Source organism: Streptomyces sp. NPDC002520 (assembly GCF_053595235.1).
Genome location: NZ_JBSFXG010000022.1, coordinates 53,599 through 78,586 on the forward strand (window position 1 = coordinate 53,599; position 24,988 = coordinate 78,586).

The following is a 24,988-nucleotide window of genomic DNA, read 5'->3' on the forward strand; positions in this document are numbered from 1 at the left end:
TTGATCGGCATGCTGGTTCCTCCCGCCGACAGATGTGGCGTGCTCTGCTCCCTGTGCTCTTGTCAGCGTTCGCTCAGCCGGTGACGCTTGTCAATGTCCGTTGTCGTCCCAAGAAGTTGGGGCTGACGAGGTTGGCGCATGACCTTGCTGCGCTGGATGGATTTGCGGCCGCGGGACAGCGGGACACCCTGACCGCGCTGCTCGCCCGCTGCGTCAGGGTGCCGGCGGAACAGCGCCCGGGAGGCCCGGCCCCGCAGTGAACCCGGGCGCACCCGGGGGACTTGTGAACCCGGGTGCGCCCGGAGGAGTTGTGAACGCGGGTGCGCCCGGCGGGCTCGTGAACCCCGGCGGGCTCGCGAACCCCGGCGTGTCCGCGAAGCCCCGCGCGCCCGTGTACCCCGCCACGCCGTACGGCACCGGATCCGTCACCCAGCCCGCCACCAGCACCAGCCGTGACGCGCGGTCGACGGCGAGGAAGCCGAAGGGGCGGTCGAAGGCCGCGCGGACGACCGTCGTCTCGTAGCGGTACTGCGGGACGCCGCCCGGTGCCGCCATGACCGCCGTCACCGCGCCCGCCCGGAAGCCGAGCGCGCCGAACCGGGCGAGGGCGGACTGGCGGGCCTGCCCGATGGCGAGCGGGGTGTCGCTGATGCCGGGGAAGTGGCCCTGGCGCTGATCCTGGGCGGTGGTCAGCCCGAAGAGGGCGGCCAGTGCCATCAGGTCGTGATCGGCGCGCACCTCGTACGCCACCGTCGTCACGTCCAGCGCGACCGACTCCGGCGCGACGGCCGGCTCCCGCTCCACGTGCAGGCCCGGCCCGACGTGTCCGAGCGGGAGCCGCCCGCCCTCGGTGACCGGGAACGTGCGCTGTACGGCCCCGATCCCGGTCGCGAGCACCTGACCGGGTGTCATCCGCTCCTCGCCGAGCACCAGGTGGACGTCGATGCCGTTGTCGCCGGGCACGGTCAGTGCGGTCACGTAGCCGTCCGGCGAGTTCGTCACGCCGACCCGTTCCGGCCGTACGCTCCGGCGGTGCAGCCCGAGCAGCGAACGGCCCTGCCAGGGCCCGGCCTCGGGGCGCAGCATCGTCTCCGTGAACGGGTGCCGCCAGTCGGTGCGCAGTGCCAGAGCACTGGCCAGCACCATCCGCGCGTCCCGGGTCAGCCTCACCGGCATCCGCTCCACGAGCCCGCCGGTCCGCTCCGCCGCCCAGGCGTCCAGCCGCTCCTGCGCGGTGACCAGATCGTCCCCGAACACCCCCTGCGTCCGCGCCGGCAGCCCCGCCCGCCACTGCTCCCGCAGACGCAGTGCCTGATGCGTCCACAGCCCGAGCGCCGCGTCCAGCCCTGACACGTCCTCCAGCCCGGCCATCAACTCCCGTGCGGCTGCGGCCGCATGCTCCGCGGGAACCCCGAGCGCCGAGGCCAGCTCCGCCCGGGCCGGCCCCGTCGCGCCGTCCGCCAGGAAGGCCAGCAGGGGCCACACACCCGGCGCCGAGAACACCGTGCCCTCGGGAAGGGCGTGTGCCCAGCGGGCGGTGAGGCCGTTCACCGCCTGGACCGTCGCGCCGCCGAACCGGCTGCCCACCCTCATTCCGCCCCCACTTGTGTCCCGCTTACCATGCGCTGTCGAACGTCTGCACGGCCGTCGGCCGCTCGCCGCTCCCGCGGCTGCCGCCGCCCGACCCAGGAGCACGGTACCGGTGTCCATACCTCCGCCCCCCGACCCCCACCAGCCGTACGGGCCGTCCCAGCCGTCCCAGCCGGGGCCCCACGGGCTGGCCCAGCCGCCCCAGTCGCCCCAGCCGGGGCCCCACGGGCTGGCCCAGCAGGGACCGTACGGGTCGTCGCAGCCGTCGCAGCCGGGCCCGTACGGGCAGCCGTCGTACCCGCAGGAACCGCACAACCCCTATGCGCCGCCCGGGTACCAGCCGTGGACGCAGGGCTACAGCCCCTACAACCAGCCGGCGCCCGTCAACGGCCTCGCCATCGCCTCCCTCGTGATGGGCGTGCTGTGCTGCCTGCCGGGCGTGGGCCTGCTGCTCGGGCTGATCGCCCTGGGGCAGATCCGGCGGCAGGGGCAGCGCGGCAAGGGGCTGGCGATCGGCGGCTCGGTGCTGTCCGCGATCGGGATCGTCCTGTGGGTGCTGCTCGCCACCGGCGGCGCGTCCTACTTCTGGCAGGGGATCGAGGACGGCGCACGCGGCGGCGCGAGTGTCTCGCTCGTCAAGGGCGAGTGCTTCGACGCGCCCGGCGGCCGGCTCAGCGGCGAGACGTACGACGTCGACGAGGTGCCCTGCGCCGGGGAGCACGACGGCGAGGTGTTCGCCTCCTTCCGGCTGGGCGCCGGCGGCTACCCCGGCGACGAATCGGTGGCCGACACCTCGGACCGGCGCTGCTACGGCCTCCAGGACGCCTACGCGATGGACGGCTGGGCGGTCCCCGCGGACGTCGACGTCTACTACCTCACGCCCACCGAGGACAGCTGGGCGGCCGGAGACCGCGAGGTCACCTGCGTCTTCGGCAACACGACCGAGGGGCAGAACCTCACCGGCTCGCTGCGCAACGACGAGACCGTCCTCGATCCCGACCAGGTCGCCTACCTGAAGGCCGCCCATGTGCTCAACGCGGCCATGGACACGGCGCCGGACGAGAAGTACGTCGAGGACGACCTGCCGGGGCACAAGGCGTGGGCCGGGCGGGTGTCGAAGGCCCTGGCCGAGCAGATCCTGATGCTGCGCGGCCACTCCTGGCCCGCGAGCGCCCGCACACCGGTCACCGCCCTGGCCGCGAACCTGGAGCAGGCGCGCGTGGAGTGGGCGAAGGCGGCCATGGCCAAGGACGCCGACGCCTTCTACCAGCACTACGGCGCCGGCCTCGGGGCCGTCGACCCGGAGCGGTCCGTGCCCGCCCGCAAGGCCCTCGGGCTCGAGACCACCCCGCCCGCCGACGACGACAGCGGCTCGGGTGACGGTGGTTCAGGTGAAGGTGGCGGCTCGAGCGACGGTGGAGGCTCGGGTGAGGGCGGCTCGGGCGGCGCCGGAAGCGCGGCTGCCGAGGTGTGAATGCGCGCGCCGTGGTGTGACCGCCGGTAAAGCGGGGAGCTATAGCGGGGGGAAAGTGCCTGGGTAAAGCCCTCCCCTGGCGTATGTCATCACATCGAGTGATTCTCTGGCCTTTGCTTGCACGGCACAACCCAGGGTTGCCAGTCTGTTGCTGTCTGTACAACCTGATGGGAGCGGCCAGTGACTTTCGGTGAGCAGCCGGCGTACCTGCGCGTCGCGGGTGATCTCCGCAAGAAGATCGTCGACGGTTCACTGCCGCCCCACACCCGCCTCCCCTCCCAGGCCCGCATCCGCGAGGAGTACGGCGTCTCGGACACGGTCGCGCTGGAGGCCCGCAAGGTGCTGATGGCCGAGGGGCTGGTCGAGGGCCGCTCCGGCTCGGGGACGTACGTGCGCGAGCGGCCGGTGCCGAGGCGCGTGGCCCGCTCCGGGTACCGGCCCTCCGGTGGCGCCACGCCCTTCCGGCAGGAGCAGGCCGACGCGGCGGCGCGCGGCACCTGGGAATCCCGCAGCGAGCAGGCCGAGGCCGGAGCCGTCATCGCCGAGCGGCTCTCCATCAAGCCCGGTGAGCGGGTGATGCGCACCAGGTATCTGTTCCGGGAGGCGGGGGAGCCGCTGATGCTCTCCACCTCCTGGGAGCCCCTCGCCGTCACCGGTCGCACCCCCGTGATGCTCCCGGAGGAGGGTCCGCTCGGGGGCATGGGGGTCGTCGAGCGCATGCGGGCCATCGACGTCATCGTCGACAACGTCACCGAGGAGGTCGGCGCCCGCCCCGGCCTCGCCGAGGAACTCCACGTCCTCGGCGGCGTCCCCGGACACGTGGTCCTCGTCATCCAGCGCACGTACTACGCCTCCGGCCGCCCGGTGGAGACCGCCGACGTCGTCATCCCGGCGGACCGTTACCGGGTCGCCTATCACCTGCCGGTGAGATAGCGCGCGCGACCCGCGAAAGAACCGCGTATGGCTCGCGAAGAACCGCGTACGGCTCGCGAAGAACCGCGTACGGCTCGCGAAGAACCGCGCACGGCTTGCGAAGGGCCGCGCACGGCCTGTGAAGTAGCGCACACCGAGTACGCCGCCGGGGTGTGCCCCGTCGCCCGACTCGCGGTCCCGCCCTGTGCGGGCCGCTGCGATTCGGCCGTTCTGCCAGGTGGCGCGGGGTCCGTCCGGCATGTACCGCCCCACGGCATCGGCGTCCCAGGGGGGCGCGTCCGTTCTCGTGCGCCCCCTGCGTTCTGGCTGGTTGCGTACCTCTTTGTGAAAAGGCGTATTCGCTGCGTGAAGGTTGGGCGTACGCTCAGGCATATGCGGATTGCGGTTTCCTTAGGTGGGGTAAGGCGGGGGGCCCAGGACGGCACGGGGGTCTCCGAGCGCAGCCGGACGCGGGGGAGGGCGGGGCGGTGCGAGAAGGAACGGTGGGGGCGATGAGCGAGGGCACGGTCTCCCTGCCCTGGATCGTCATACGGCAGGACGACAACGGCAATCGCTACCGCGTGGGCCGGTACGCGACCCGCGCCGAGGCCCAGCGGATCGCCGACAGCCTCGACGACCGCGGTCACAAGCAGCTCTACTGGGTCGAGCGCATCGGTCAGAACGGAGACGGCACCCGCAACTGAGCGACGGTGCGCTCCCGTAGGCTCCGCACCATGACCGAACGGATCGTGGTGGTCGGGGCCGCGCTGCTCGACGCCGGCCGACTGCTCGCCGCCCGTCGCAGCGCGCCCCCCGAACTGGCCGGGCGCTGGGAACTGCCCGGCGGCAAGGTCGAGCCCGGCGAACTCCCCGAGGACGCGCTGGTACGCGAACTGCGCGAGGAACTCGGCGTCGAGGCCGAGACCGTCGAGCGCGTGCCGGGGGAGTGGCCGCTGAAGTCCCCCTACGCCCTGCACGTGTGGACCGCCCGGCTGCTGCCCGGCTCCGCCGCCCCGCAGCCCCTCGAGGACCACGACGAACTGCGCTGGCTCACCCCCGACCGGCTCTGGGAGGTGCCCTGGCTCGACCAGGACGTCCCCGCGGTCCGCGAGATCGCCACCCGCCTCGCCGCCGGCACGCGTGAGGGGACCGCGCGCCCGCTGTCCGCGAAGGCCGCCCCTCAAGGCCCGCCGCCCCACGGCCCCTCCTGAAGCACGCAGGATGCACTCGGCGCCTCCCTCTCCCCATGGGAGGGCCGGGTCACGCACCTTGTACGCCGTTCGTGCCACTGTGCGCCCACCCGCGCGGTACTGGCTCGCGCATACCGGGTATGTCCCAATTAACCCAGCGAAAACGGACAAGTGTGGGCTCGCAGGCCTGGGAAGTGATCGGCGTGATCGACACCGAAGGCGACTGTGCCGAGTGGACCTTTCCCGCGGAACCGGGTGCGGTACGCACCGCCCGGGCCGCGGTCCGCGGCCAGTTGCACGGCTGGCAGCTCGACTGCCTGGCCGATCTCACGGCTCTGCTGGTCAGCGAGCTGGTGACCAACTCCCTGCGGTACGCCACCGGCCCCATCGGCGTACGCCTGGTGCGTCCCGTCGGTATCGAGGACGCCCTGCTGGTGGAGGTCTCCGACCCGCTGCCGGACCCACCGCGCGAACGGGTCGCCCACCCCGAGGACGAGAGCGGCCGGGGACTGCAACTGATCGCCGGTTCCTCGCGCCGCTGGGGGACCCGGCCAGGTGAGATCGGGAAGACCGTCTGGTTCGAACTCGCGGTGCCCGGGTGAACCGGCGGCACACACGGATGGGGGCGGGGGCATGCCGGGGCGGCGGGGCGCACCGCGGGGTGTACATGCGCCGGTGTGCCGTCCATGGCCGATTCCCGCCGCGCAGACCATTCCCCGGTGCGTGATTCGAGGGCGTGTTCGCTGGTTAGAAGACTGGAAGTGTTGTCACCGCCCAGTCCGAAACACGGCTGGACCGAGCTGTGATCGTGAACACCGTGTCGTGCGGCGCCGTAGTGCTGGATACTGCGGGCAGCCGCCTCCGGTGACCGGTGCCGGACGCGGTGAGCTGGAGGGGACGGTTCGCGTGAGCGAGATACCAGCGAAGGCCACGGAGTCCGAGGACCCGTCGGACGGCGCGAGGAAGCAGGCCGCGGCTGGTGCAGTCATGCCCACGGACGTGCCCACGGACGCCATGTGGCAGAGCAGTCCGCCCGGCTCCATCTACGACTACATCAAGGTCGCGTCCTTCTCCATCGGCCCCGGGGGACTCGTCGACCAGTGGAGCCTTCGCGCGGAGCAGCTCTTCGGCATCCCCGCCGAGCGCGCCGTGGGCCTTGACCCCATAGAGGCCTTCATCGACCCCGACCTGCGTGACCGTGGCCAGCGGAAGATGGCCGAGATCCTCGACGGGCGGGAGTGGACCGGAGTGGTCCCCTTCCGCATGCCGGAGACGGCGGACGGGACGCGCGGCGAGGACGGGCTCGCCGAGGTCTACGTCATGCCCACCCGGACCGTAGAGGGGGACAAGGCCGCCGTCTGCATCGTCGTGGACGTCCGCACCCTGCGCAGCATCGAGACCGACCTCGCCGCCTCGCAGGCGATTTTCGGCCAATCTCCCTTCGGCTTCCTGCTGATCGACCCGGACCTGAGGGTGCGTCGGGCCAACATGCGGTTCGCGTCGACTTTCGGCGGGACTCCCGACGACCACCGGGGCAAGGGCGTGCACGACTATCTGCCGCGGGGCGAGGCCGAGCGGGTCGCGGCCACCCTGCGGCGGGTGCTGGAGACCGGCGAGTCGATCACCGACATGCACGTCACGGGCTTCGTCCCGGACTCCAAGGGGCGCCGGCACTGGTCCGTCAACCTCTACCGCGTGCACAGCGGCAGCGGCCGGCCCATCGGCGTCGCCTGGCTCGGCACCGACATCACCGCCCGGCGGGCCGCCGCCCGCGAGGCCGCCGCCGCGCGGCGCAACCTCGCCCTGCTCAACGAGGCCGGTGCCCGCATCGGTAACTCCCTCGACCTGGAGACCACCGCCCGCGAGCTCCTCGATGTCGTCGTGCCCGGCTTCTGCGACCTCGCCACCGTCGACCTCTACCAGGGTCTGCTCACCGGCGACGAGACCCCGCCCGGCCTCTCCGACGGCAGCGCGGAGCTGCGCCGCGTCGCCTTCGCCAGCGCCGTCTCCGACGGACCCTTCCCCGGCTCCGGCGAGTCCGTCGCGGTCGGCGCGGTCCACCACTTCCCCTTCAACTCGCCCAGCGCGGACGCCCTGCGCACCGCCCGGCCGCAGCGGGTCCCCGCCGAGGAGGGCGGGCTCGTGCAGTCCACGCTGGCCGTGCCGATGGTCGCCCACGACACGGTCCTGGGCCTGGCGCGGTTCGCCCGCACGAAGGGCAGCGAGCCGTTCGGGGACCGCGACCGGGACCTCGCGGTCGAGCTGGCCGCGCGCGCCGCCGTCAGTATCGACAACGCCCGTCTGTACCGCCGCGAGCACGAGCGCGCGCTGATCCTGCAGCGCTCCCTGCTCCCGCCGGGCGACCCCGAGGCCTCGGGTCTCGACATCGCCTGCCGCTATCTGCCGGGCAACGCGGCCACCGAGGTCGGCGGCGACTGGTTCGACGTCATCGAACTGCCCGGACATCGCACGGCGTTGGTGGTCGGCGACGTCATGGGCCGCGGTCTGCGCGCGGCGGTCGCGATGGGCGAACTCCGCACGGCCGTACGCACCTTGGCCCTGCTCGACCTCGAACCGGCCGAGGTCCTCTCCGCGCTGGACGAGATCGCCCGCGGCCTCGGCACCCCCGGCGGCGTCCAGCAGGCCACCCGGGCCGCCCGCCAGCCCCGCGACGCGGACCTCTCCGAGGTCTACCTCGCGACCTGCGTGTACGCCGTCTACGACTCCGTCACCCGGCGCTGTACGTTCGCCAACGCCGGGCATCTGCCGCCGGTGCTGGTCGAGCCCGGCGAGGCGGCCCTGATGCTCGACGTGCCGCCGGGAATGCCGCTGGGCGTGGGCGGCGAGCCCTTCGAGGAGGTCGAGGTCGAACTCCCCGAGGGCGCCCTGCTGGCCCTCTACACCGACGGCCTGGTCGAGTCCCGCGACCACCCCCTGGACGAGGGCCTGCAAGCCTTCGTCGGAGCCCTCACCGACCCCACCAGCCCCCTGGAGGACGTCTGCGACCACGTCCTCAACACCCTCGACACCCACCACGGCGAGGACGACATCGCCCTGCTCATGGCCCGTGTGCAGGGGCTGCCCGTCGAGTCCGTCGGCGACTGGACGCTGCCGCGCGAACCGAAGAGCGTGGGGCGGGCGCGGGAGTACGCGCGCGGGCAACTGCTCAGCTGGGGTCTTGAGGGGCTGATCGACACCACGGAGCTGCTGGTCAGCGAACTGGTGACGAACGCCCTGCGGTACGGCGAGGGCGACATCAGACTCCGCCTGCTCCTGGACCGCACCCTCGTCTGCGAGGTCTGGGACTCCGGCCTGGTCCAGCCCCGCCGCCGCCGCGCCCGCGACACGGACGAGGGCGGCCGCGGACTGCAACTGGTCGGACTCCTCAGCGCCGCCTGGGGCTCCCGCCGCACCCCCCGCGGCAAGACCGTCTGGTTCGAACTCCCCCTCCCCGGCGACGAGAACGTCCTCACGGATCCGGCGGAGGCCCTGCTGAGCCTGTTCTGACCGCCGGACCCGCCCACGCAGGCCAGGGAACTCGGGTCTCGGACTCACCGATCCGGCTGCGCCGGAGCGGGCAGCTCGTCAGGTGAGGAGACGGCGGCGGTTGCGCGTCCGGGGGCCGCCGAAGGAGGCCGGGGGGCCGGCGTCGGGTTCCTCGGCGAGGAGGATGCCGCCGAGGACGGCGCCCGGGAGGCCGGCGGGCAGGGGTTCGGAGGCGGCGTAGGGGTTGCCGTGGATGCGGACGTCGCGTTCGGCCAGCTCCCGGGCCTGCCGGGCGAGGGCGTCCGCCTCGCCGCTGTGGCCGGGCGGCTCGTGCAGGGATATCCCGGCAGTGCCGCTCGGGGTCGGTGTGCCCGCCACCACGCCCCCGTCCAGTGCCCGCACCGCCTCCGCCAGGCGGGTCCGGGCCTCCGCGCCCACCGCCCCCCGGTGCACGGCCACGTAGTCCTCCGCCTCGCCGACGGTGCTGCGCGCGACGAGCAGCGCGGCGGCCTCGATCACCCCGGACCGGCCCACCTCCAGCCGTTCCGCCGCCCGCGCGATCCGGCGCAGCGCGTCCAGGGGGTCGTACGGTCCCGCGGTCAGCTCCTCGCGTACGGCGGACAGGACGCCGTCGGCGTGGGCGAGGCGGGCGTGCAATTCACCGGCGGTGAGGAAGAGCGGCACGTCGCCCTTTCGTGCGGCCGCGGCTTCCGACTCTGCGCCGGTCAGCGCGGCCGGCACCATCCCGGCGGCCTCCCGTAGCTGCGCCGCGAGCCGTTCCACCCCGCCGACGAGGACGCCGGCCTGGGTGATCGCGCCCTCGGCGGCCCGCAGATGCCGGGCCGCGCGCCGGCCGTCGTGCGCGTCGTCCGCCTGCCGGGCCTCGTTGAGCCGGGAGGTGGCGAACACCAGGCGGTCCTTGGCCTGTTCGACGGATCCGATGACGGGTTCGGCCGCCGGGGGCCCGTACCGGTCGTGCAGCGCGGCGGCGGTGAGCTGGGCCGCCGCCGTTCGCGCGGTCAGCTCCCGGAACCGTCCCTCCGCGACCCCCAGCGCCTCGCGCACCCCCTCCTCCAGCCCCCGCAGCCGGTCCAGGGACTCGGCCTCGCAGTCCAGCCGCCGCCCGGCCTCCGCGCACCGCCCGACCACGCCGACGAGCGCCTGCCGCCGGGCCCTCGCGTTCGCCGGAACCCCCTCCTCGTACCGCCCCCATATCGCGAACGCCGCCGCCAGCTCCGTCTCCGCCGCGCGTACGGCGTGCCGGAACGGCTCGGCCTCCTCCTGCCCGAACAGCTCGGCCACGAAGGAGAGTTCCTCCCTGCTGCCGCGCACGCAGTCGTCGGCCAGCACCAGCGCGGCACTCGCCTGCCGCTCGGACTCGGCCGGAGAGGGCACCGCGGGCGCCGCCGACACCAGGCCCGGGGTCGTCCGGGTCCGCGCCCGCCGAGTGCGCCGCAGGTAGCCGTACCCGGCCAGCACCCCGGCCGCGCCGACCACCGCGACCGGCAGCAGCAGGTCCGTCGCCGACGTCGCCTCGTGCTCCGGCCCGGCGGCACTCGTGACCGGCCGGTCCGGGGTCGCGGGAACCGGATCTCCCGCACCGGCCGTCATCACCGGCAACGCCAGCCATCCGCCCCCGACGACGACACCCACCACGGCATGGGCCACCCGCACCCGTATCTGCGCCGCGACACGCCGGGGTCGGCCCCGATTCAGGGAGGACGTCACATTTTGGAGCGTATGGGCAGGTGGACGCCTCCGCGAGTGGGGCGGATACGGCTGGGGGACGAGCGCAACAGGGGGTCGGGATGGACACGCCACGGCACGACGGAACGGCAGACCCCGGGCACCCGCAGCCGACCCCGGCGCCGGCTCAAGATCCCGGCCACCGTCCCGCGTCGGTGTCACCGCAGGCTCCTGATCACCGCCCCACCCCGGCGCCACCCCAGGACCCCGGGCACCGTCCCGCCCCCCGCCGTCCCCGCCTCCGCGTTCTGCGCCGCATCCTCCTCGCCGCCCTCCTGGCCCTCCTTCTCCCCCTCCTCACCGCGGAGACGGCCCTCCGCCTCAACTACACCGGCACGCCCGACCAGAACACCCGCACCCGGCACCGCGACGCCCTCTGGCTGGGACACGCCTGGGTCGACGGCCGCAAGAGCGACGAGGACGTCACCGCCCTCGCGAAGCGCCTGAAAGGCACCGGCATCCGGGACCTGTACGTCCACGCGGGTCCCCTGGAGCACGACGGGACGCTCCCGGCGTCGGCCTACCCCAAGGCCCACCGGCTGATCGCGGCCCTGCACCGCGCGGCGCCCGGTGTCCGTGTCCAGGCCTGGCTCGGCGACAAGCTGGCGAGCGAGGACCGCGACGGTCTGCGCCTGGACCGGACCGGGACCCGCGCCGCGATCCTCCTCTCGGCCCGCCGGATCCTGGACGCCGGCTTCGAGGGCACCCACTTCGACCTGGAGCCCCTCCACTCCGGCGACCGGGACTACCTCGCCCTCCTCGACGGCCTGCGCACCCTCACCCGCGCCCGCCACGCACAGCTGTCCGTCGCCGCGCACCAGATCGACCCGCTCCCGGCGCTGCACTCCTTCGCGGGCGCGCTCACCGGCCACCCCAAGTGGTGGTCGCAGGCCTATTTCGGCCAGGTGGCCCGCCGCGTCGACCAGATCGCCGTGATGTCGTACGACACCGCGCAGCCGATGCAGGGCCTGTACGGCGGTTATGTGGCCCAGCAGACGAGCCTCGCCCTGGAGGTCACCCCCAAGACCACCGACCTCCTCATGGGCCTGCCCTTCTACCACGACGACAACCTCGGCCACTGGGCCCGCGCCGAGACCGTCCTCGCCGCCGTGCGCGGGGTTCGCCTGGGCCTGTCCCGCACCGACGCCGACCGGGCCCGTTTCGGTGTCGCCCTGTACGTCGACTTCACGGCGACGGAGGCGGACTGGCGGGCGTACCGGGAAGGCTGGTGCGGGTGACTCAACTCCGGTCGACGGACGGGGCCTTGCGCCCACGAACGTTCTCTCTGGCGCGAATGTGCCCCTGGTGGGACCATCCTCGTCATGCACATGTATCTGGTGGTGGGGGCATGGCTGCTGACCGCGGTGTTCGCGGCGGGTGGCATAGCGGGGATCGTGCGGGAATGGGTGCCGCCATGGCTGCGCCGGCGGGTGGTGCGGCCGCGGCTGTGGGGGTACGGCACCCTGGTCATGACGCTCGGGGTGAGCCTGCTCCTGCTGCTGGGGCCGTTCGAGGGCGCCGGGTTCGGCGCGGTCAGTTTCTTCGGGTACTGCGGGCTCGTCCTGGCCGGCGGGATCATGCAGGCCCTCTCCCAGCGACCTGGCGAGGGCCCTACGAAGTCCGCCTCCTGATCTTCGACCCCAGCCACACCAGCGGGTCGTACTTGCGGTCGACCGCCCGTTCCTTCAAGGGGATCAGGGCGTTGTCCGTGATCTTGATGCCCTCGGGGCAGACCTCCGTGCAGCACTTGGTGATGTTGCAGTAGCCGAGGCCGTGTTCGTCCTGGGCCGTGCTCCCGCGGTCCAGGCCCCTCTCGGCGGCCGCGTCGAGCGGGTGCATGTCCAGCTCGGCGACCCGCATCAGGAAGCGCGGACCCGCGAACGCCTTCTTGTTCTCCTCGTGGTCGCGCACCACATGGCAGGTGTCCTGGCACAGGAAGCACTCGATGCACTTGCGGAACTCCTGCGAGCGCTCCACGTCCTCCTGGAACATGCGGTACTCGCCGGGACCGACGCCGGCGGGCGGGACGAACGCCGGAACCTCCCGCGCCTTCTGGTAGTTGAAGCCGACGTCCGTCACCAGGTCCCGGATCACCGGGAACGCGCGCAGGGGCGTGATCGTGACGGTCTCCGACCGGTCGAACACCGACATGCGCGTCATGCACAGCAGCCGCGGGCGGCCGTTGATCTCCGCCGAGCACGAACCGCACTTGCCCGCCTTGCAGTTCCAGCGCACGGCCAGGTCGGGTGCCTGGGTGGCCTGCAGGCGGTGGACGATGTCCAGGACCACCTCGCCGTCGTTCACCTCGACGGTGAAGTCCGTAAGGCCCCCGCCCTCGGCGTCACCCCGCCACACCTTGAAGCGGGCCTCGTAGCTGCTCACTCGTACAGCTCCTCTTCGGCGAGGTACTTGACCAGCTCCTCCTTCTCGAAGAGGGCGAGCAGGTCCGGGCGGATGGGTTCGGTGGTCTCCCGGCTGAGGCGGATCTGGCCCCGGGCCGGGTCGGAGGCCGCGAGAGCCCCGGTGAGGTCGGCGAGGGCGCACAGGAGGTTCACGTTGCGCCAGCCGCGGTCCATCGCCGCGTGGTCTTCGCGGGTGTGGCCGCCGCGGGATTCTGTGCGCTCCAGGGCGGCCCGTGCCACGCATTCGCTGACCAGCAGCATGTTCCGCAGGTCCAGTGCCAGGTGCCAGCCCGGGTTGAACTGGCGGTGTCCCTCGACGCCGGCCCGGCGGGCCCGGACCCGCAGCTCGGCCAGCTTCTGCAGGGCCTCCTCCATCTCGCCCTCGCGGCGGATGATGCCGACCAGGTCGTTCATGGTCTGCTGGAGTTCCTGGTGCAGGGTGTACGGGTTCTCGGGCGGTCCGGCCTCGCCCGTCGTCTGCGCCGAGAAGGGCCGCAGGGCCTCCGCGGAGGCCGTGTCGATCTGCGTGTCGGAGACCGCCGGGCGCCCGGCCGTGGCCGCCGCGTACTCCGCCGCGTGCCAGCCCGCCCGGCGCCCGAACACCAGCAGGTCGGAGAGCGAGTTGCCGCCGAGCCGGTTGGAGCCGTGCATGCCGCCCGCCACCTCACCGGCCGCGAACAGCCCCGGCACCCCGCGCGCCGCCGCCGTGTCGGAGTCGACGGCGATGCCGCCCATCACGTAGTGGCAGGTCGGGCCGACCTCCATCGCCTCCGCCGTGATGTCGACGTCCGCCAGCTCCTTGAACTGGTGGTACATGGACGGCAGCCGGCGCCGGATCACCTCGGCGGGCATACGGGTCGACACGTCCAGGAAGACCCCGCCGTGCGGGGAGCCGCGGCCCGCCTTCACCTCGGAGTTGATCGCGCGGGCCACCTCGTCGCGGGGGAGCAGCTCCGGCGGGCGCCGGTTGTGGTCCGGGTCCTCGTACCAGCGGTCGCCCTCCTCCTCGGACTCCGCGTACTTCTCCTTGAAGACGTCCGGGACGTAGTCGAACATGAACCGCTTGCCCTCGGAGTTCCTGAGCACCCCGCCGTCACCGCGCACCGACTCGGTCACCAGGAGGCCCTTGACGGACGGCGGCCAGATCATGCCCGTCGGGTGGAACTGCACGAACTCCATGTTCAGCAGCGGCGCGCCCGCGAGCAGCGCGAGGGCGTGCCCGTCGCCGGTGTACTCCCACGAGTTCGAGGTGACTTTGAAGGACTTGCCGATGCCGCCGGTCGCGATCACGACCGCGGGTGCCTCCAGGACGAAGAAGCGGCCGGACTCGCGGTCGTACGCGAAGACGCCGCTCACTTGGCCCGCGGCGGAGCCGCTCCCGGGCGCCGTGTCCTTGAGGATCTGCGTGACCGTGCACTCCTGGAAGACCTTCAGCCGCGACTCGTAGTCCCCGGTCTCCTCGAAGTCCTCCTGCTGCAGCGCCACGATCTTCTGCTGGAGCGTGCGGATCAGCTCCAGGCCCGTGCGGTCGCCGACGTGCGCGAGGCGCGGGTACTCGTGGCCGCCGAAGTTGCGCTGGGAGATCTTCCCGTCCTTCGTGCGGTCGAACAGCGCGCCCCAGGTCTCCAGCTCCCACACCCGCTCCGGGGCCTCCCGCGCGTGCAGCTCGGCCATCCGCCACTGGTTGAGGAACTTGCCGCCGCGCATCGTGTCGCGGAAGTGGACCTGCCAGTTGTCGTGCTCGTTGACGTTGGCCATCGCCGCCGCGATGCCGCCCTCGGCCATCACCGTGTGCGCCTTGCCGAACAGCGACTTGCAGATCACCGCCGTACGCGCGCCCCGCTCCCGCGCCTCGATCGCGGCCCGCAGCCCGGCGCCGCCGGCACCGACCACGACGACGTCCCACTCCTGCCGGTCCACCACGGACATCAGCTCAGTCCCTCACTAGCCCTAGAAGAAGCGCGGATCGTCGAAGACCCCGGACGCGACGAGATAGACGTAGAAGTCGGCGAGCGCCACGCTCAGCAGCGACGCCCACGCCAGCTGCATGTGGCGGGCGTTGAGCCTTCCGACGAACTGCCACGCCTTGTAGCGCACGGGATGTCTGGAGAAGTGCCTGAGCTTGCCGCCGACGATGTGCCGGCAGGAGTGGCAGGACAGGGTGTACGCCCAGATCAGCACGATGTTGACCAGGAAGACGAGGGTGCCGAGGCCCATGTGGCCCCAGCGGTAGTGCTCGTCGCGGAAGGCCAGCACGGTGTCGTAGGTCAGCACGCCGGCGACCAGCAGCGCCGCGTAGAAGAAGTACCGGTGGACGTTCTGCAGGATCAGCGGGAAGCGACTCTCGCCGGTGTACTTCGCGTGCGGCTCGGCGACCGCGCAGGCGGGCGGGGACAGCCAGAAGCTGCGGTAGTACGCCTTGCGGTAGTAGTAGCAGGTCAGCCGGAAGCCGAGCGGGAAGATCAGGATGATGATCGCGGGGGAGATGGCCCACCAGCTGCCGAACAGGTCGGCGTTCGGGCCCGCGCGCATGGTCCTGCAGTTCTCCGCGAGGCACGGCGAGTAGAACGGCGAGACGTACGGCGCCGCGTAGTAGTGCGCGTTCGCGAAGGCCCGCCAGGTCGAGTACACGACAAAGGCGAACAGACCGGCCGCGGTGACGGCGGGCGCCAGCCACCAGCGGTCGGTCCGCAGATGCGCTGCGGCGATCGCGGCGCGCGTACCGGTGCGGACGCCGCCGCCGCTGTTCTGTTGGGGTTCCGTACCTGTGGCCAAGACAGGACTCCGGTCGGTTCAGGGGTGGGGGGGAGCGGGCCGTACGCCCACCGGGCGCGCGCCGGACGCGCTCAGGGTGCGTGCCGGTCGCGGGCGCCCAGACCCTCGTCGTCCGAGTCCGTCCACAGGCTGATGTCGTACGGCGCGTCGGAGATGCTGACGAGTTCGGGTTGCTTCGAGGCGGGGGTGTTCACCGACTCCCGCAGCAGCGTCACGCTCTCGCGCAGATGACCCGCGTCCATCCGGACGCGGCGCATCTCCAGACCGCTGCTGCCGATCTGCTTCTCCAGGTTTCCCAGCGACCGGTTGAGGTCGTCGAGGCAACGCTGGACGGATGTCAGTTCGTCGTGCACGGACATGACTTGCCCTCACTTCCGCGGGTGCTGCGGGCCCTGGGCGGCAACGTTCATGCGCCTTGGAGTGTTGCGCGTCACACCTGGTGCTGTGAAGAGATGTGCATCGATTGGCGCAGGCGCGTTGGTGCACATCTGCTCGGGTGTTGCGCCGCACGGGTGGGCTTGCCGACCTCGTCGCCGTGTCTCCCGCAGTCGCCGGATCCTTTCCTCTTCAGTGGGGCCATAGATCTGATCAGATCCATATACCGCCAAAAGTGATCATAACGCCCGAGGCTTCCCGGAGGTAGCAGAGATGTCCCACGACGGCGTAGACACGTGGCAGCGCCCCGAAGGGGCGCGGGGCTCCGCCGGTATGCGGCTGTGCCGCGGGGCGCGACCAGCCACGGCGGAGCCGCGGACGACCGGCAACCCGTCGGGGCGCCTTCCGCGGAGCGTCATGCGTTCGGTCGCCTTCCTCACCGCGGGCGCGCTCGCGGTCTGTGTCCTCGCCGGGTGCAGTTCCGACGAGGAGGCCACCAAGCCGCTCACCGGACAGGACATCGCCCTCGTCGCCCGGGACCAGGTCGCCTCGGGCGGCACGCTGAAGTGGGCCGTGGACGCCCTGCCGGAGACTCTCAACGCCTACCAGGCCGACGCCGACGCCGGCACCACCCGGGTCGCCCAGGCCGTGCTGCCGTCGATGTTCCGGCTCGACGCGAGTGGCCGGACGGTGGCCAATCCGGGCTTTCTGGAGTCCGCCAAGGTCATCGAGACCGAGCCGCGTCAGGTCGTGCAGTACAAACTGAACCAGCAGGCCGTCTGGAGCGACGGCCGCGAGATCGGCGCCGCCGACTTCGTCGCCCAGTGGCGCGCCCTGTCCGGCAAGGACAGCGCCTACTGGACCGCCCGCAACGCCGGCTACGACCGCATCGAGAAGATCGAGCGCGGCGCCAACGACCTCCAGGTCCGGGTCACCTTCTCCCGCCCCTACGCCGACTGGAAGTCGCTGTTCTCCCCGCTGTACCCGAAGGACGTCACGGGCACCCCGGACGCCTTCAACGACGGCGCCCGCCGCAAGCTGCCCGTGACCGCGGGCCCCTTCATGCTGGACAGGGTCGACACCGCCACGAAGGACGTCGTCCTCATCCGCAACCCGCGCTGGTGGGGCAAGCCCGCCAAGCTCGACTCGATCGTGCTGCACGCCGTACCCCGCGACCAGCGGGCCGCCTCGCTGACCGACGGGACCGTGGACCTCGCCGACATCGACGAGTCCGACCTGGGCCAGCTGGGCCAGCAGGGCGCGCTGCGCTCCTTCGACCTGCGCAAGTCGCTGGAGCCCGCCTACACCCAGCTCGCCCTCAACGGCGCCACGGGCCCCCTCGCCGACGAGCGGGTCCGCCGCGCGGTCGCCCGCGCCCTCGACCGCAAGGAACTGGCCAAGGTCGTCCTGACTCCGCTCGGCCTGCCCGCCGTCCCGGTCGGCAGCCACCTCGCCCTGTCCGGGCAGCAGGACTACGCCGACAACAGCAACGCCCTGGGCGGCCAGGACACCAAGGAGGCGCAGGCCCTGCTCTCGGACGCCGGCTGGGTGGCCGGCGGGCCGGTCAAGGAGCCGAAGAAGCCCGAGAAGGCCGCGGGCCCCGAGGCGAAGAAGGACGACGAGGAGGACCAGTCCGACGGCGGGACGGACGGCGCGTACATCGTCGGAGAGGACAACAAGAACCCCGACGGCAAGGACGACAAGAGCGAGCACCGCGGCCAGGGCGACCAGGGCGGCAAGCACCTCGCCCAGGACGGCAAGCAGTACTCGGGCGGCGCCCCCGGCGCCTACGCCCCGAAGGGCACCGCCGCCCCCGCCGGCGCGGTGGCCGGGCCGCTCGCCAAGGACGGCCAGGCGCTCGACCTGCGCTTCGTCCTCCCCTCGGGCGCCGGCTCGGACACCCTGAACACGGTGGCCCTGCGGATCTCCGCGATGCTGGAGAGGGTCGGCATCCGCACGACGATCACCAAGGTCTCGGACGAGAGCTACTTCAAGGACCACATCGCCTCCGGCGACTACGACCTCGCCCTGTACTCCTGGCCGTCCACCGCCTTCCCGGCCACCGACGCCCGGCCGATCTACGCCAAGCCGGTCCCGGCCGCCGACGGCTCGGTGAACGTCGAGCAGAACTACACGCGGGTCGGCACCGACCAGGTCGACCAGCTCTTCGACGAGGCCTCGTCCACGCTGGACGAGGACGAGGCGCGTGACCTGATCCGGAAGGCGGACTCCCGTATCTGGGCGGCGGCCGGCTCGATCCCGCTCTACCAGCGCCCCCAGCTGGTCGGCGCCCGAAAGGACCTGGTCAACGCGGGTGCGTTCGGATTCCAGACGCCGGTCTACGAGGACATGGGCTACCTGAGGAAGGGCGCGAAGACCGCGCCGAGCCCGTCCGGCCACTGATCGGAAAGGCACCCTGAGAGCCCTGCGGAGGCCGTCCCCCGCAGGGCCACGTACCATGGGGTGAGGCCGTGGCGTGTCCAGCCCGGCAGGGCCCGCGCAACACAGACGTCCGCGCAGGGCATTCCTCACACTCCGGGAGTACGTCGCAATATGGCCACGCGCCACGACATCCGCAACGTCGCCATCGTCGCCCACGTCGACCACGGCAAGACGACCATCGTCGACGGCATGCTGAAGCAGGCCGGCGCCTTCGCCGCCCACCAGCTCGAAGGCGTCGACGACCGCATGATGGACTCGAACGACCTGGAGCGTGAGAAGGGCATCACGATCCTCGCCAAGAACACGGCGGTCAAGTACCACCCGAAGGACGGCGGGGACCCGATCACGATCAACATCATCGACACCCCCGGCCACGCCGACTTCGGTGGCGAGGTCGAGCGCGGTCTGTCGATGGTCGACGGTGTCGTGCTGCTGGTGGACGCCTCCGAGGGCCCGCTGCCGCAGACCCGCTTCGTGCTGCGCAAGGCGCTCCAGCAGCGGCTGCCCGTCATCCTGTGCATCAACAAGACGGACCGCCCCGACTCCCGCATCGACGAGGTCGTCAACGAGACGTACGACCTCTTCCTCGACCTGGACGCGGACGAGGAGCAGATCGAGTTCCCGATCGTCTACGCCTGCGGCCGTGACGGCATCGCCTCGCTGACCAAGCCGGAGAACGGCACCGTGCCGGCCGACTCGACCAGCCTGGAGCCGTTCTTCTCCACGATCCTGGAGCACATCCCGGCCCCCACGTACGAAGAGGACGCCCCGCTCCAGGCCCACGTCACCAACCTCGACGCCGACAACTTCCTCGGCCGTATCGCGCTGCTCCGGGTCGAGCAGGGCGAGCTGCGCAAGGGCCAGACGGTCGCGTGGATCAAGCGCGACGGTTCGGTCGGCAACGTGCGCATCTCCGAGCTGATGATGACCGAGGCGCTCACCCGCAAGCCCGCCGAGGTCGCCGGCCCCGGTGACATCTGCGCGGTGGCCGGTATCCCGGACATCATGATCGGTGAGACGCTGGCCGACCCGGAGAACCCGGTCGCGCTGCCGCTGATCACGGTGGACGAGCCGGCGATCTCCATGGTGATCGGTACGAACACCTCGCCGCTGGTCGGCCGCGGCGGTACCGGCAAGGGCGCCGACGCGAAGGCGGCCGTGAAGGACCGCAAGGTCACCGCCCGCCAGGTCAAGGACCGCCTCGACCGCGAGCTGATCGGTAACGTCTCGCTGCGCGTCCTCGACACCGAGCGTCCGGACGCCTGGGAGGTCCAGGGCCGTGGTGAGCTCGCGCTCGCCATCCTGGTCGAGCAGATGCGCCGCGAGGGCTTCGAGCTGACCATCGGCAAGCCGCAGGTCGTCACCAAGGAGGTCGACGGCAAGGTCCACGAGCCCGTCGAGCGGATGACGATCGACGTGCCCGAGGAGCACATGGGCGCGGTCACGCAGCTCATGGGTGTCCGCAAGGGCCGTATGGACAACATGTCCAACCACGGCTCCGGCTGGGTGCGCATGGAGTTCGTGGTGCCCTCCCGTGGCCTGATCGGCTTCCGTACCGAGTTCCTGACCCAGACCCGGGGCACGGGTATCGGCCACTCCATCCACGAGGGCCACGAGCCCTGGTTCGGCAACCTCCAGACCCGTAACAACGGCTCCCTGGTCGCCGACCGCTCCGGCGCCGTCACCGCGTTCGCGATGACGAACCTCCAGGAGCGCGGCGTGCTCTTCACCGAGCCCGGCACCGAGGTGTACGAGGGCATGATCGTCGGCGAGAACTCGCGTTCCGACGACATGGACGTGAACATCACCAAGGAGAAGAAGCTCACGAACATGCGGTCGTCCTCGGCCGACTCGTTCGAGGCGATCGTGCCGCCGCGCAAGCTCTCGCTGGAGCAGTCGCTGGAGTTCTGCCGTGACGACGAGTGCGTCGAGGTGACCCCGGAGGCCGTTCGCATCCGCAAGGTCGTGCTCGACCAGCGTGAGCGCGCCCGCTCCGCCAGCCGCGCCAAGCACGGCTGATTTGAGGCCCAGTCCGGCGTGATCGCCGGGCAACCGAGCCCGGGTGCCCCCATCTTGGGGGCACCCGGGCTTTTTGCAACCGGTTTTCCGGACCCACACTGTCCGAAATGCGGAGATCTTCTTCCGATAGCCATGTAACACGTCCGTTTCGCGGCCTTCACCCGGGGAACGGTTTGTCCAGTTTTTGGAAGTTCTACAGGTGAGCTGTGACTGAATTGAGATTTAAAGACTGTGGTCGCCACCTGGCTCATGGCAGATAGTTAGCCGCGTAGCGCTCGGGTCAATGGGTCTCGCGCCGTGGGGACGGCGCCGACTCACGAGCACCAGGGGGTGTCTGACCCTCCGTCAGGGGTGTCGGAGGTAAGACGGAAACCCCCTCCTGTTGGTGAACACGTGAAGTCATGAGGAGGAACACCCATGCGCGGTGTCATACGCACCAGGTGGGTCGGGTCGTCGCTTCCAGTGGTGTGATCCGGCTGTAGAACTACGCGCGTCCGACTGCGGTTTCGCGCGATCTCAAGCCACCCGGACACCTCCCACACCCATACCTGTGAAACGGACGAACCGTGACAAGTCCTATCGACATCGAGGGCGGCGGGACATCGGTGGTCGTCGACGGCGAACCAGAGCCGAAGGCGAAGACCGAGTCCGTCCAGCTCGAAGGCCGGTCTCCCGGCCAACTGATGTGGATGCGCTTCAAGCGCGACCGCACCGGCGTGCTGTGCGCCATCGTGGTCATCGGCTACTTCGTCGTCGCGCTGGCCGCGCCGCTGTTGGTGAAGCTGTCGGGCACCAACCCGTACACCCTGTACGGCCAGGATCCCACCTACGCGGACAAGCCGATTCTCGACGAATTCGGGCTTCCGCTCGGCTACTTGGGCGGGATCTCGGGCGACCACTGGTTCGGTGTCGAGCCGCAGTACGGCCGTGACCTGTACGCCATGCTGGTGTACGGCATGCGCACCTCACTGTTCATGGCGCTCGGCATCACCGCCCTGGTGATGGTCACCGGTGTCGTCATCGGCCTGATCGGCGGCTACTTCGGCGGTCGTACCGACTACTGGATCGGCCGGGCCACCGACTTCTTCCTCTCCTTCCCGCAACAGCTGTTCTTCATCGCCTTCATGCCGGTCGTGACCTCGTTCTTCGTCGACCCCCGCGAAGAGACCCCGACCTACTTCCGGGCCCTGGCCATGCTGATCGTGCTGTGGCTGCTGGGCTGGATGGGCATGGCGCGTCTGGTCCGCTCCACCGTACTGTCCCTGCGCGAAAGGGAGTTCGTGGACGCGGCCCGGGTCTCGGGTGCCTCGCCCTGGCGGATCGTCCGCAAGGAGATCCTGCCCAACGTCGTCACACCGATCCTGGTGCAGTTCACGTACACACTGCCCAGCACCATCCTCAGCATCGCCTTCCTCTCCTTCGCCGGCGTCGGGTTCGTCGAGCCCACGCCCGACTGGGGCCGGCTCTTCGCCGCAGGCGCCCGGTACGCCGAGCAGGACCCGGCGTTCATGTTCTTCCCCGGAGTAGCGCTGGTGATCTTCGTCCTGTGCTTCAACCTCCTCGGGGACTCCGTACGGGATGCGTTCGACCCCAAGTCCGGCCGATAGGTCGTCCGTTGGGTGGGGGTGGCTGCCGCCCCCGCCGGCCCGTCGGCCGGCGCACGGCAGAACTCACGGTTAACAACACCGACAGGTAGGTGGATCGACACATGTTGTCTCACAGCTCGCGTAGAGCTCGTGCCGTCGTGATCGCCCTCGCGGCCGGCTCTCTGGTTCTGACGGCGTGCTCGAAGAACACGGGGGAAAAGTCCGGTACGGACTCCAAGAAGGACCAGAAGAACGCGGCGGTCCAGTCGAAGGCGGTCACCTACGCCGACGCGGCCGGTTCCACCGGCCCCGCCCAGGAGGTGCCCGGCGCCAAGCCCGGCGGCACCATCACGGTCTACCAGGAGGCCGGTCTCTCCCACCTGGACCCGGGCCAGATCTACGTCTCCGACGCCGGCCAGGTCGCCAACCTCCTCTTCCGCCGCCTGACCCAGTTCCAGGAGGACGACAAGGGCGACGTCTCGGTGGTCGGCGACCTCGCCACCGACTCCGGCAAGTCCTCCGACGGCGGCAAGACCTGGACCTTCACCCTGAAGGACGGGATCAAGGACGAGAACGGCAACGCCATCACCTCGGCCGACGTCCGCCACAGCGTCGAGCGCACGTACGCGAAGTTCATCTTCGACGGCCCGACGTACCTGCAGACCTGGCTGAGCGGCGCGGAGTACCGCAAGGCGCTGCCCGGCGGCGGCTTCGACGGCAAGCACCTGCCGAAGACGGTACTGGACACGCCGGACGCGAAGACGGTCGTCTTCCACTTCGACACCCCGCGCCAGGACCTGCCCCAGACGCTCGCCATGGCCGGCTACGCCATCGTCCCGGCGAAGACGGACACCAAGGAGAAGTACGAGAAGAAGCCGGTCTCCACCGGCCCGTACAAGATTGCCGAGAACAAGGCCGGCAAGACCCTGACGCTGGTGAAGAACACCAACTGGGACGCGAAGACCGACTCCGTGCGCCACCAGTACGTGGACGGCTTCGACTTCCAGTTCGGCGTCACCGAGTCGACCCAGACCAAGCGTCTGATCGCCGACGAGGGCAACAACAAGAACGCCATCCAGCTCACCGCGGGCGTCGAGGCCACCCAGATCCAGGACGTCATCAACAACCCCGAGGCCAACAAGCGCACGGTCAAGGGCTACCAGCCCTACGTCATGCAGCTGACCTTCAACCTCGACCGGGTCAAGGACCTCAAGGTCCGCCAGGCCGTCTCCTACGCGGTCAACTCCAAGTCCCTCATCGCCGGTGAGGGCGGTGCCTTCGGTGGCGACGTCGCCCCGAACTACTTCGCGCCGACCCTGCCCGGCTACGAGGCGAAGTACGACCCCTACGGCCGGCTGAAGACCCCGCAGGGCAACATCGCCAAGGCCAAGGAGATCCTCAAGGACGTCCCGGCCGCCGAGAAGACGCTCGTCTTCGCCTACAGCAACAGCGAGCCCGGCCAGAAGCGCAAGGTCGCCATCGAGGACGCGCTCACCAAGGTCGGCTTCAACGTCGTCTCCAAGGAGGTCGACGCCGCGAGCTACTACGAGCAGATCGGCAAGGTCAAGAACCCGTACGACATGTACATCAGCGGCTGGGGCCAGGACTGGCCCTCCCCGGCCACGGTCGTCACGCCGATCTACGACGGTTCGCAGGTCTTCGACGGTTCCTCGAACTACTCGCACGTCAAGGACCCGACGGTCGACGGCCTCATCAAGAAGGCGCTGTCCCAGCAGCCGACCGAGGCCGCCAAGACCTGGAAGGAAGCCCAGCACTACCTGCTGGAGAAGATCGTCCCGGCGGCTCCGCTGTGGTACACGAAGCAGTTCCAGCTCTCCGGCTCCAACGTCGGCGGTGCCCGCTACGGCTCGGTGTCCAGCCTCATCGACATCAACCGGCTGTTCCTGAAGTCGTAAGCCACGGCTGATCGCGGGGGCACGGACGGTCGTGCGTGCCCCCGCGATCCGAGCGAACCCTCTTCCACCGTCCGACCAGAGAGCAGCCTGCCCGCCATGCTTCAGTTCATCGTCCGGCGCACGGTCGGCGCCGCCGTCACGCTCTTCCTCATCGGCGCGGCGACGTTCTTCCTGTTCGTGGCCGCACCTTCCGACTACGCATCCCTGGCCTGCGGCAAGGACTGTTCGACCCAGCGGCTGGCGGACATCCGGGACGCCCTCGGCCTCAACCTCCCGATCGCCCAGCAGTTCTGGGACTTCATGTCCGGCATCGTCATGGGCCGCGACTACCCGACCGGCCACTGCTCGGCTCCGTGCCTGGGCGTGTCGTTCTACTCCGGTGACATGGTGTGGAGCACCATCATGGACCGGTTCCCGCTGACCCTCACGCTGACCGTCGGCGGCGCCATCGTCTTCCTCATCCTCGGCGTCGGCTCAGGCATGATCGCCGCGTATCGCAGAGGAACGGTGACGGACAAGGTCGCCACAGGCGCGTCGATGGTGCTGAGTTCGTTCCAGATCTACTTCCTCGGCCCGATCGTGCTGACCGTCTTCGTCTACAGCACGGGCTGGATGGAGGACCCGCAGTACGTCCCGATCACGCAGGACCCGGTCGGCTGGTTCGTCGGCATGTCGATCCCCGTGTGTGTGATGGCCAGCATCTTCACCGCCCAGTACACCCGTATGGCGCGCTCGTCGATGATCGAGCAGCTGGCTGAGGACCATGTGCGCACCGCCCGCGCCAAGGGCATGTCCCGCAAGTACGTCTTCTTCCGGTACGCCTGGCGCGGCTCGCTCATCCCCATCGTCACCGTCTTCGGCATCGACCTCAGCGCCCTGCTCGGCGGCGCCGTCGTCACCGAACTGACCTTCTCCCTCCAGGGAATCGGACGGCTCGCCGTGGACGGCGCGGTCCACAAGGACCTGCCTCTGACCATGGGCGTCATGCTCTTCGGAGCCTTCTTCATCCTGATCCTGAACATCCTCACCGACATCACGTACGCGTGGATCGACCCGCGCATCCGGCTCTCCTAGG

Annotated in this window: 19 protein-coding genes; 13 read left to right on the forward strand and 6 right to left on the reverse strand. The window is 70.7% G+C overall.

Annotation, left to right across the window (positions count from 1 at the left end):
- Window positions 1-213: 213 nt before the first annotated feature.
- Window positions 214-1,593 (reverse strand): serpin family protein, encoded by a 1,380-nt coding sequence (locus ACWD5D_RS27350; RefSeq protein WP_451375403.1) that lies wholly within the window; start codon window positions 1,591-1,593, stop codon window positions 214-216.
- 109 nt (window positions 1,594-1,702) lie between these two features.
- Between ACWD5D_RS27350 and ACWD5D_RS27355 the strand changes: the two genes are divergently transcribed.
- From ACWD5D_RS27355 to ACWD5D_RS27380, 6 genes are all read left to right on the forward strand, one after another.
- Window positions 1,703-3,064: a DUF4190 domain-containing protein gene (locus ACWD5D_RS27355; RefSeq protein WP_451375404.1), complete on the forward strand. Its 1,362-nt coding sequence runs from the start codon at window positions 1,703-1,705 to the stop codon at window positions 3,062-3,064.
- A 180-nt stretch (window positions 3,065-3,244) separates the two neighbouring features.
- Window positions 3,245-3,997, forward strand: coding sequence for a GntR family transcriptional regulator (locus tag ACWD5D_RS27360; protein WP_451375405.1), 753 nt, complete (start codon window positions 3,245-3,247; stop codon window positions 3,995-3,997).
- 491 nt (window positions 3,998-4,488) lie between these two features.
- Window positions 4,489-4,680 carry an SPOR domain-containing protein gene (locus tag ACWD5D_RS27365; protein WP_393880811.1) on the forward strand — a complete coding sequence of 64 codons (192 nt, stop codon included), beginning with the start codon at window positions 4,489-4,491 and terminating at the stop codon, window positions 4,678-4,680.
- A gap of 30 nt (window positions 4,681-4,710) precedes the next feature.
- Entirely contained in the window at window positions 4,711-5,187 is a 477-nt protein-coding gene (locus ACWD5D_RS27370; protein WP_451375406.1) for a (deoxy)nucleoside triphosphate pyrophosphohydrolase, read from the forward strand.
- Window positions 5,188-5,339: 152 nt separating this feature from the next.
- Window positions 5,340-5,768 carry an ATP-binding protein gene (locus ACWD5D_RS27375; protein ID WP_451375407.1) on the forward strand — a complete coding sequence of 143 codons (429 nt, stop codon included), beginning with the start codon at window positions 5,340-5,342 and terminating at the stop codon, window positions 5,766-5,768.
- Window positions 5,769-6,072: 304 nt separating this feature from the next.
- Window positions 6,073-8,673 carry a SpoIIE family protein phosphatase gene (locus ACWD5D_RS27380; protein WP_451375408.1) on the forward strand — a complete coding sequence of 867 codons (2,601 nt, stop codon included), beginning with the start codon at window positions 6,073-6,075 and terminating at the stop codon, window positions 8,671-8,673.
- Between the two features lie 78 nt (window positions 8,674-8,751).
- On the opposite strand, the gene ACWD5D_RS27385 is transcribed toward ACWD5D_RS27380, so the two are convergent.
- A complete protein-coding gene (locus tag ACWD5D_RS27385) occupies window positions 8,752-10,380 on the reverse strand; it encodes a hypothetical protein (protein WP_451375409.1) in 1,629 nt (542 codons plus the stop codon).
- Window positions 10,381-10,460: 80 nt separating this feature from the next.
- Here ACWD5D_RS27385 and ACWD5D_RS27390 point away from each other — a divergent pair, with 80 nt between their 5' ends.
- Window positions 10,461-11,636, forward strand: coding sequence for a hypothetical protein (locus ACWD5D_RS27390; RefSeq protein WP_451375410.1), 1,176 nt, complete (start codon window positions 10,461-10,463; stop codon window positions 11,634-11,636).
- Between the two features lie 84 nt (window positions 11,637-11,720).
- Window positions 11,721-12,029, forward strand: a complete 309-nt coding sequence (locus tag ACWD5D_RS27395; protein WP_451375411.1) for a hypothetical protein — start codon at window positions 11,721-11,723, stop codon at window positions 12,027-12,029.
- Here ACWD5D_RS27395 and ACWD5D_RS27400 read toward each other — a convergent pair.
- From ACWD5D_RS27400 to ACWD5D_RS27415, 4 genes are all read right to left on the reverse strand, one after another.
- On the reverse strand, window positions 12,010-12,780 hold the full coding sequence (locus ACWD5D_RS27400) for a succinate dehydrogenase/fumarate reductase iron-sulfur subunit (protein WP_451375412.1): 771 nt from the start codon (window positions 12,778-12,780) through the stop codon (window positions 12,010-12,012). The two genes, ACWD5D_RS27395 and ACWD5D_RS27400, sit on opposite strands and share 20 nt — an antisense overlap.
- Window positions 12,777-14,729: a fumarate reductase/succinate dehydrogenase flavoprotein subunit gene (locus ACWD5D_RS27405; protein WP_451375413.1), complete on the reverse strand. Its 1,953-nt coding sequence runs from the start codon at window positions 14,727-14,729 to the stop codon at window positions 12,777-12,779. Before ACWD5D_RS27405 ends, ACWD5D_RS27400 begins: the two co-directional genes overlap by 4 nt.
- Before the next feature lie 21 nt (window positions 14,730-14,750).
- Window positions 14,751-15,575: a hypothetical protein gene (locus tag ACWD5D_RS27410; RefSeq protein WP_451375414.1), complete on the reverse strand. Its 825-nt coding sequence runs from the start codon at window positions 15,573-15,575 to the stop codon at window positions 14,751-14,753.
- 71 nt (window positions 15,576-15,646) lie between these two features.
- Complete coding sequence (locus ACWD5D_RS27415; RefSeq protein ID WP_451375415.1) at window positions 15,647-15,934, reverse strand: hypothetical protein; 288 nt, start codon at window positions 15,932-15,934, stop codon at window positions 15,647-15,649.
- A gap of 433 nt (window positions 15,935-16,367) precedes the next feature.
- Here ACWD5D_RS27415 and ACWD5D_RS27420 point away from each other — a divergent pair, with 433 nt between their 5' ends.
- The 5 genes from ACWD5D_RS27420 (at window position 16,368) to ACWD5D_RS27440 (ending at window position 24,987) form a co-directional block, all read left to right on the forward strand.
- The gene (locus ACWD5D_RS27420; RefSeq protein WP_451375416.1) at window positions 16,368-18,353 is read left to right on the forward strand and encodes an ABC transporter family substrate-binding protein; all 1,986 of its coding nucleotides are present in this window, start codon (window positions 16,368-16,370) and stop codon (window positions 18,351-18,353) included.
- A 150-nt stretch (window positions 18,354-18,503) separates the two neighbouring features.
- Complete coding sequence (gene typA / locus ACWD5D_RS27425) at window positions 18,504-20,411, forward strand: translational GTPase TypA (protein WP_451375417.1); 1,908 nt, start codon at window positions 18,504-18,506, stop codon at window positions 20,409-20,411.
- 566 nt (window positions 20,412-20,977) lie between these two features.
- Window positions 20,978-22,018 carry an ABC transporter permease gene (locus tag ACWD5D_RS27430; RefSeq protein ID WP_451375418.1) on the forward strand — a complete coding sequence of 347 codons (1,041 nt, stop codon included), beginning with the start codon at window positions 20,978-20,980 and terminating at the stop codon, window positions 22,016-22,018.
- Window positions 22,019-22,119: 101 nt separating this feature from the next.
- On the forward strand, window positions 22,120-23,913 hold the full coding sequence (locus tag ACWD5D_RS27435) for an ABC transporter substrate-binding protein (protein WP_451375419.1): 1,794 nt from the start codon (window positions 22,120-22,122) through the stop codon (window positions 23,911-23,913).
- A gap of 96 nt (window positions 23,914-24,009) precedes the next feature.
- Complete coding sequence (locus ACWD5D_RS27440; RefSeq protein WP_451375420.1) at window positions 24,010-24,987, forward strand: ABC transporter permease; 978 nt, start codon at window positions 24,010-24,012, stop codon at window positions 24,985-24,987.
- Window position 24,988: the final 1 nt, after the last annotated feature.